Origin of the sequence: Thermogutta sp., assembly GCF_014359955.1 — a bacterium.
GTDB lineage: Bacteria > Planctomycetota > Planctomycetia > Pirellulales > Thermoguttaceae > Thermogutta.
Window position 1 is genome coordinate 1 of record NZ_JACIYL010000194.1, and the last position, 6,445, is coordinate 6,445.

General features: G+C 60.7%; 6 protein-coding genes. 3 read left to right on the plus strand and 3 right to left on the minus strand.

The window, feature by feature from the left end:
- The 3 genes from nadA to H5U08_RS07915 all read left to right on the plus strand — a co-directional run.
- Positions 1 to 1,078 (plus strand): quinolinate synthase NadA (nadA, locus tag H5U08_RS07905; protein ID WP_297031938.1); only part of this gene is annotated, 1,078 nt, incomplete at its 5' end.
- Between the two features lie 246 nt (positions 1,079 to 1,324).
- Positions 1,325 to 1,972 (plus strand): DUF6677 family protein, encoded by a 648-nt coding sequence (locus H5U08_RS07910; protein ID WP_297031939.1) that lies wholly within the window; start codon positions 1,325 to 1,327, stop codon positions 1,970 to 1,972.
- 52 nt (positions 1,973 to 2,024) lie between these two features.
- Entirely contained in the window at positions 2,025 to 2,207 is a 183-nt protein-coding gene (locus tag H5U08_RS07915) for a hypothetical protein (protein WP_297031941.1), read from the plus strand.
- A gap of 117 nt (positions 2,208 to 2,324) precedes the next feature.
- Here the strand turns inward: H5U08_RS07915 and H5U08_RS07920 are convergent, their stop codons facing one another.
- The 3 genes from H5U08_RS07920 to H5U08_RS07930 all read right to left on the minus strand — a co-directional run.
- Positions 2,325 to 3,116, minus strand: a complete 792-nt coding sequence (locus H5U08_RS07920) for a polyprenol monophosphomannose synthase (RefSeq protein ID WP_297031943.1) — start codon at positions 3,114 to 3,116, stop codon at positions 2,325 to 2,327.
- 305 nt (positions 3,117 to 3,421) lie between these two features.
- Positions 3,422 to 5,041: an NADH-quinone oxidoreductase subunit N gene (locus H5U08_RS07925; protein WP_297031945.1), complete on the minus strand. Its 1,620-nt coding sequence runs from the start codon at positions 5,039 to 5,041 to the stop codon at positions 3,422 to 3,424.
- The coding region (locus H5U08_RS07930; protein WP_297031946.1) for an NADH-quinone oxidoreductase subunit M at positions 5,013 to 6,445 on the minus strand (1,433 nt) is incomplete at its 5' end. The genes H5U08_RS07925 and H5U08_RS07930, both read right to left, overlap by 29 nt.

The window sequence follows — 6,445 nt, forward strand, 5'->3', positions numbered from 1 at the left end:
CGAACTGAGAGAACGGATCCTGGCCGTCAAACGCGAGATGGGCCCACGACTGCTCATCCTCGGCCACCACTATCAGCGGGATGAGGTGGTTGAGCTTTCCGACCTTCAGGGGGACAGTTATCGCCTGAGCGCCCTGGCGGCTGAAAACGAAGCCTGCCGGGCCATCATCTTCTGCGGCGTCCATTTCATGGCGGAGACTGCCGACATCCTGGCCAATCGGCCGGAAAAGGTAGCCCAGCGCGGGGAACGCATCCCCGTCATTCTGCCGGACATGAAGGCGGGCTGTTCCATGGCCGACATGGCAGAAATCGACCAGGTGGAAGATTGCTGGGAGCAGTTGAGTCAGGTCATCGACATTTCCGAAGTCATTCCCGTCACCTATGTCAATTCGTCCGCCAAACTCAAGGCATTTTGTGGACGCCACGGAGGCACCGTGTGCACTTCTGCGAACGCGGATGTCGCTCTTCAGTGGGCGCTGTCCCGGGGACGACGCGTTCTCTTCTTTCCTGACCAGCACCTCGGCAGAAACACCGCCCTGAAAATGGGCATTCCCTTAGAAGCGATGCCAGTATGGGATCCCTATGCCCGAGAATTGGGTGGCAATTCCCGGGAGGCCATCGAAAAGTCCACCGTCATCCTCTGGAAAGGCTACTGCAGCGTCCATCAGATTTTCCGCCCGGAACACGTGGACTATTTCCGCTCCAACTATCCCGGGATCAAAATTCTTGTGCACCCCGAGTGCATGAAGGAGGTCGTGGAAAAGGCCGACGTCGTGGGATCGACGGGCAAGATCATTCGGGCGGTGGAGGAGGCCCCACCCGGCACCAAATGGGCCATCGGCACCGAGCTTCACCTCGTCAATCGTCTGAAGAAGAAGCACCCGGAACAGGAAATCTACTTCCTCGCCCCGGTCGTGTGCATGTGCTCGACGATGTACCGCATCGACCTGCCCCATCTCTGCTGGGCCGCGGAAAACCTGGCGGCCGGCACGCCGGTCAACGTCATTCGCGTTGATGACGCCACGGCCAAGGATGCCCTGGTGGCCCTGGAACGTATGCTGGAACTGAAAGGCCGATGACCGGCAGAACTGCTCGGGGCTGTGAGTTTTTACACGCTGGCGACGGTTGGTGCTCGCGGGATGGCGTGTTCCCCCGAACCCCGCGACCCGTTGCAATTTTCCGATGTCTCGACTAGCTTCAATGGTAGAATACTCAGCCTGGTTTGGCCTGTCCCCGTCGTTGGTTCGATGTCCGGGCAGGCGACAGTTTATTGCTCAGAATCCCCGCATGAGAAAGACCCCATCCCACCGAACTGAAGGGCAATCATGGGTGAACGAGCGCGTTCGCTGACGCAAGCCCCCGCCGGCCGACGCGGTCCCGGCTTTGTGGACGAAGAAGGCCGGTGGGTCACTTTGAAGGATCCCTGGATCGCAGCGTTTCTGGCGTGGCTGCTGCCGGGCCTTGGTCATTGGTACCAGGGCCGCCAGGCCAAAGCCATCCTCTTCTTTGTGTGCATCATGGGGCTGTTCATCTACGGCTGCTATCTGGGGGGAAATCGCGAGCTTGGATATGCCCGAGTGGTGTACGCCTCGTTCCGGCCGGGAGACATGCGGCTGTACTATCTCTGCCAGATCGGTGTGGGCCTGCCGGCCATGCCCGCCCTCATCCAGGCCGCCCGGGTGCGACAGAACAAACCGCCGTTATGGAATAACTTCATGGCCCCGCCGCGACTGGGCACCGACGACGATAATCCGCCGACGCTGTCGCGGCTCTGTTACGAGCTGCACGCCTATTTCGATCTGGGAAGCCTGTACACGGCAATCGCCGGATTGCTTAATATCCTGGTGATTTTCGATGCATTCGGCGGGCCGCTGTTCCCGGAGTCCCCCGCCCGCAAAGAACAGGAGGCCGCCCAGGACTCACCGAGCACCGCGGCCCCGGCAGAAGCGAGTGAGACACCCGGTGCGAAGTAACGCCGAGAAGTCACGCAATTCTTTATAACGCAACGCAGGAATCGCCCGTGTTATGACTGTCAATTACATGTGGTATCTCGTACCGCTCCTCATCGCCGTGAGCCTGGTGTATGCCGGCACCCGACAAGAGGCCATGCCGGCGGTGTTGCGGCACGGAGTGAAGACGCTCGTCTGGATCGTCGTTTTCATGGGCATCATCGCGGTGATTCTCCAGGTCCTCGATGCGTTCACCTGAACGGTCGAGCCATCTGGGGCGTCACCCAAAGCAACCAAGAACGGCGACTTGATTACCAATTGTTTTTGCTCGCATCGGGGCAGTGCCACCGCGATCGCGTCAGGTTTGAAGGGCCCCTCACGGACCGGTGGACTCTCTGACAGAAGGTTGGCCGCTCTTTCCCTGCGGTTTCCTGCGCCCACAGCGTTCGGAAAGGGCGAGTTTCACAATGACCGCCACCGCTTGAAGTCCTTCCCGCCAGGTGATCTTGGAGGCTCCCTCCCGCCGGTCCACAAACGTGATGGGCACTTCACAGAAAACGGCCCCAATCTTCCGCATGCGGTAAAGGATTTCCTCAAAAAATGCGTAGCCCGACGAACAGAACTCGTTGAAATCCAGTCGGGCAAGTGTCGCCGCTCGGTAGCACCGGAAGTTGCCACTGCAATCGCGGACGGGCAAGCCGAGCATCAGTCGCGCAAACCAGTTGATCGCGCGGCTCATCAGGTGACGGCGGAGGGGCCAGCCTTCAATCCGGCCGCCGGGGACATAACGGGAACCGATCGCCACGTCCACCTTCGGCCCATCAGCCGGTTCCATGGCAGCCAGCAGATTGGGGAGCCTCTCCGGTGGATGGCTGAAGTCGGCATCCATGGTGACCACGTAGCGATACCCCTGGGCGATCCCTTCGCGAAGCCCCGCGATGATCGCCGAACCAAGACCCTGCTTCCCGGGTCGATGAAGACACCGCAAGCGCGGATCCCGGCGGGAATATTCCTCGCACCACGCGCCTGTGCCATCGGGGGAATTATCGTCCACCACAAGCACATCCGCGGCCGGCACCGCGGCGAAAATGGCTTCCAAAAGCGGAGGGAGCGTTTCCCGCTCGTTGTAGGTTGCGATGACGATAAGGCACTCGCCCTGATCCACCATACGTACGGGTCAACATCCTGTCATTTTCAGAAACGGTCCCCAACACCTTCCCGGAACGCCCTTTCTTTGCCTCAAGCGTCGCGCGGCTTTTGACTCATTGTGAAGACAGCTCGAGCGACAAGCAACACCGGCGGATCGGAGGGACCTTCCTGGCAGGTCCGTTTCTCGGCGTTGGATATTCCGCTTCGCACCACCGGGCACAACAGGCGACGCCGGGGACAGGGATTCGGTTGGGTGCAGCGATCCAGAACCGGAAGACCGTTCAGGAAACGGGTGGCGCACTCTCTCCCAGGCCCTGTGGTGCGTCATTCGGACGCGTCCTGCGACACGGGCGACAGAGGTGACGCCACAGGCTCGCTCATTTCCCAAAGTGTCCCCTCCATGGTGGCGAGCTTCATCGAACGCTGTGGGCCACGAAGCGTGGGACTGGCCCGTCGGGCGTGTTCGATCCATCTCCCTGGGGCAATTCCAATGAGGACCGTCATAATCGCGCACAGCGCGACGGCGAACATGGCCGGCAAGGCACCCTGCCGAAGCTGGAGCGTCCGCCCTTCCTGGCCTGCGGTTTCACCGGGAGCAGTGGCAAAGAACATCGTGCCCACCACCCGCAGATAGTATGCGGCGGCGATGGCCGCGTTGACGGCACCCACCACGGCCAGGAAGACGAGGCGGGATCTCGCGGGCCCACCACCGGGAACTCCTCCGACATCCAGGGCGCTGAAGAACACGGCGAGCTTCCCCCAAAAACCAGCCAGCGGCGGTATCCCTGCGAGACTCAGCATAAAGATGGCCAGGGACCAGGCCAGCAATCGCAGATCCATGTGAGGTGCATAGGCCAGACCACGCAGGTCGTCGAGCGTTTCCACCGGTCGATCACCGAGTCGCAGTGTGCCGAGCACGGCAAACGCGCCCAGCGTCGCCAAAAGATACACGATGAGATAGAAAAGCAACGCCGCCGCTCCATCCCAGGGATGTCCCTGGGGAGTGGCGTACGTCATCGCTACGGTGAGGCCGATGAGCATGTATCCCGCATGGGCAATCGACGAATAGGCGAGAAGTCGCCGCAGATTCGTCTGCCACAGGGCCAGGACATTTCCCAACGTCATAGTAAGCACGGAAAGCGCCAGGACCACCTGCCATGCGCGGTCCGGTCCTCCGAACATTCCTTCCAGCAGGAGCCGCACCAGCACCAGCATGCCCGCCGCTTTGGGCAGGGCCGACAGCAGAGCCGCATTGCGGTGAGAAGTCCCCTGATAGACATCGGGAGCATAAAAGTGAAACGGCACGGCGGCGATTTTGAAGCCGATTCCCGCCAGGACGAGCACCACCGGGATGGCCCCGATGACACCTGCAAACACGCCCTGTGCCCCCGCGTGCATGAGCTCCCGCAGCGACAGCGTGCCCGCCAGGCCGTACACAAAGCTCAACCCATACAGGAACACAGCCGAGGAAAGCACGCTGAGGTAAAAGTACTTGGTGGCCGCCTCTCGATAATTCGGCCCTTCCCTGTCGACATAGAGAAGAATGTACGACGCGACGGAGATGAGCTCCAGTCCAACGAACAGGAGCACCAGGTCTTCCGCCCGAGCCACCAGCGCCAAACCGACAATCCCCAGGAGCAGACTCCCCAATCGCTCGCCTTCGTGTTCGCTTTCCTGTCCCGATGAGCCGGCCGTCAGTACGAGGATCAGTCCCACGGAAAAGGCCAGCCCTCGGCCGAACACAGCCAGCATGTCTTTGCTGGAGACGAGAAATCCCTGCTGGAGATAGAACAGCGCCACACCGGCCACCATCCCGACGAGGGCCAGTGTGTAAAACCAGCTTCGCCGTACCTGGAAAGGTCCCAGGATCAGGCACAACAGGGCGACGATCGTGAGCACGATTTCAGGAAGCCAGTCAGTCATCATGGTCGGTCGGATGATCAAGTATCACGTGTCCTGTGCCGGAGATTGCGTCGGCAAGTTGCTCTTCACTTCCAGCAAGCGGCGTCAGTTGGTCGGTCGGTACGTCCCCACCGGGCGATTGGTGTGGTCCAGGAATAATCGCTCGGTCCGCCATCTGGGCAGGCGCAGGTACCACCAGGGACTTCTGAACCGACTTCAGGGCGGGAGTCATGCGGCTCAGGAAAAACTGCGGCTGAATGCCGATCCACACGATGAAGACAACCAGCGGTGCAAGAGCCAGCACCTCGCGGAGGGACAAGTCGCGGACGCCGTGCTGCCCCGCGGAGACCGAATAAGTGTGCCAATCCTCCGAGGACTCGGCCTGCTCAGCCGCCGCACCATCCCGGGCGGCCACACTCTCCGAAGGTGGTTCCCGAAGTGCCCCGAAGAACACACGTCCCACCAGCGTCAACATATACCACGCGCCGAGCACCACCCCCAGTGTGCCCGCCACAGCGAGGGCCCATTCCCACCCTCCGACGTGCCATGCCCGCTGGAACATCCCCACGAGAACCAGAAATTCCCCGGCAAAACCATTGAGGCCGGGCAGACCAATGCTCGAAAATGTGAGCACAAACATGAAAAACGCCAGACCGGGGAGCTTCAGGGCAAGCCCGCCAAAAGATTCGATCTTCCGTGTGTGATACCGTTCGTAGATCATCCCCACCAAGGCAAACAGCCCACCGGTGGCCAGTCCGTGGTTGATCATCTGCAAAAGTCCACCGTGCAGCCCGAGGGAATTAAGCGTGAAAATTCCCAGCATGCAGAACCCCAGGTGGCTCACGCTGGAATAGGCGATGAGGCGTTTGATGTCGCGCTGGGCAAAAGCCGTCAGGGCTCCATAGACAATCCCGATCGCTGACAGGGCGAGAATCCAGGGGGTCACCGCCGCGGCTGCATCGGGCACCATCGGCAGGACAAAACGGAGGAATCCATACCCACCGACCTTCAGCAGAATACCGGCCAGCAAAACGCTCCCCGCGGTCGGGGCCTCCACGTGAGCCAGCGGCAACCACGTGTGAAGCGGGACGAGCGGTACTTTCACCGCGAATCCCGCGAACAGCGCCCAGAACACCCAAAACTGGAAAGCGAGCGGTAGTTGCCCCCGTTCACGGAGTTCCGCCAGCCGTTGCGTCAGTTCGGGAATGGAGAATGTCACCACTCCTGAACCGCTCGCGTAGGCGTTCCAGATCACCAGGGCCAGCAATCCCAAAAACGTCAGCACACTGCCGGCAAGCGTGAACAGGAAGAACTTCATCGCTGCATAACGGCGTTCCTCGTGTCCCCAAATCCCGATCAGGAAAAAGAGGGGAATGAGCGTCGCTTCAAAAAACAGATAAAACAGAAGCACATCGCGGGCCACAAAGACCCCCAGCATGCCTGTAT

Coding starts and splice junctions, on each gene's coding strand:
- H5U08_RS07910 (WP_297031939.1), top strand. CDS start 1,325: ATGGGTGAACGAGCGCGTTCGCTGACGCAAGCCCCCGCCGGCCGACGC.
- H5U08_RS07915 (WP_297031941.1), top strand. CDS start 2,025: ATGACTGTCAATTACATGTGGTATCTCGTACCGCTCCTCATCGCCGTG.
- H5U08_RS07920 (WP_297031943.1), bottom strand. CDS start 3,116: ATGGTGGATCAGGGCGAGTGCCTTATCGTCATCGCAACCTACAACGAG.